This window comes from Protofrankia sp. Cj3 (assembly GCF_917627355.1).
GTDB lineage: Bacteria > Actinomycetota > Actinomycetes > Frankiales > Frankiaceae > Protofrankia.
Genome location: NZ_CAKJTR010000201.1, coordinates 1649 through 3313, shown reverse-complemented (window position 1 = coordinate 3313; position 1665 = coordinate 1649). Strand labels below are relative to the sequence as shown.

The window sequence follows — 1665 nt, the reverse complement described above, 5'->3', positions numbered from 1 at the left end:
AGCCTGACCGTATGATTTGAGTCACTGTAGCAGGGTTCGGTCGGAAAAGCACCGCTACCCGTTATCCGGCTCCCACGGCAGCCCCAGATTGATCGCCTCGGGCTGATCGCCAGCATCACCTGCCGTCAGGCCCGGTGGAACGGACTGCCCAGTGATCATGGGCAGGACTGCTGGTCGCCGGGAAGCTGACGGTACCGCTGGGCGAGCGCTGGACGCGACCCTGGGTAGGAGAACAATTCCAGGGTTGCAGTCGCCGAGTGCGGCACGGCGCTCGCCCAGCGACGAGTCGACCAGCATAAAAGCGGTCGGTGGGAGCTGTTGGATCTGTGTCGGCTCAACACTGAATTCGTAGACCCGTTGCATGATCGAACCGTCTTGCTGGGAGTCGGTGACCGACAGGCTCTCGGTATCCTCCCAGAACGCTGACTGGGAGACCGAAACCGAGCGGTTCCAACCACCCGATCTCCCGCCCTTGCCTCGCGAACCGCTTCTGCCTTCGGTTTCAGAAACTGAAACGCTCCCACCCGCGCTGCTTGACGTCCCTGTGGTGAGGCTGCTGCCAACCTGCCGGGTAATCTGGGAGAAGACGAACTTGTGCCCGCGACCGACGAACTCGGCAGCGGCCTCGGCCTCCCTTGCGTTTCCGAGCTGCATGATAAGCGTGGCGCTGTCACCAGTACCGATCAGGCGCGCCGCGTCTTCCGCCAGATGTTCGAACAGGTTGACAAGACGAATGCCGGCATTGGCGGCATGTCTGGCCATGCTTTCCAGCGCGGGTAGACCCATCCGGTCCCCTCCGGCAACCACCAGCATGTCCCGGGAAACATCGTCCCGGCGGCGCCGGAGCCGGTGCAGCACGATCTGGAACAGCACCTGATCGATGAGCTCCTTACGAGCGGCGGAAGTGTCACGGCTCGACGTCTCCATGACGCGGAGCCCGGATAGCGGCCACCACGATGGCGCTGTGCCCACCGCCGCGGTCTCGTCCCCCTCTGCGAGCCGTTCCAGACAAGCCCTCAGGTAATAGATTGCCTGTTGAATTCGTTCGCTGCCGCCCAGGGCATCCAGTCGGCTGGCGATGGCGTCCCTTTCCCCGGGTGAAAGGGCATCAGGGCCGTCCAGCTGGTCACGGCCCTGCAGCACCCGCAGGCCCGCGGCAAGCCGGATGAAGGTAAGCGGCGGGTCCAGCCTGGTGGTGATGGTCGTGAGTATCTCGGCGTCGAGAAGCCGAATTGCCGGGTTATCGTTCCCCGGGCGGAGCGTGTCAACGGCATTCGCGAGGAGTTCGGCAACGTCCTCAGGGCCGATGTCCCGCAGAAGCCCGAGCCGGCCTGTATCAGCAGGAAGATCATCACCGGTAACCGGGAAACCAGCCGCAGTGGCGAGCTGGGCAAGACCGCCGCCGATACCCCGCTCGCTGAAGTCGAGCAGGAGAATACCACCGCCAGACGATAGAACCGAAGAGCCGACGGTCGCCAGCAGACTTGTCCACCCCTCACGAGTGCCGCCGCAGACATCTATCCGGCTCGCGGTCGACCGAGGCGCGAGCGGATGGAACAAGGGCGCTTCCGCCCGTCGTGCCTGCTCGGCCGCCTCGTGGCTCTCCACCGCGGCCCGCCAACCAGCGGTGGCCGACTGGTATCTCTCCCACTCAGCGTCACGACG

Annotated in this window: 1 protein-coding gene; it reads right to left on the bottom strand. The window is 64.6% G+C overall.

What is annotated here, in order from left to right; translation table 11 throughout:
• Window positions 1-54: 54 nt before the first annotated feature.
• Window positions 55-1665: hypothetical protein (locus MJ783_RS19940; protein WP_239312592.1), on the bottom strand; the 1611-nt coding region annotated here is incomplete at its 5' end.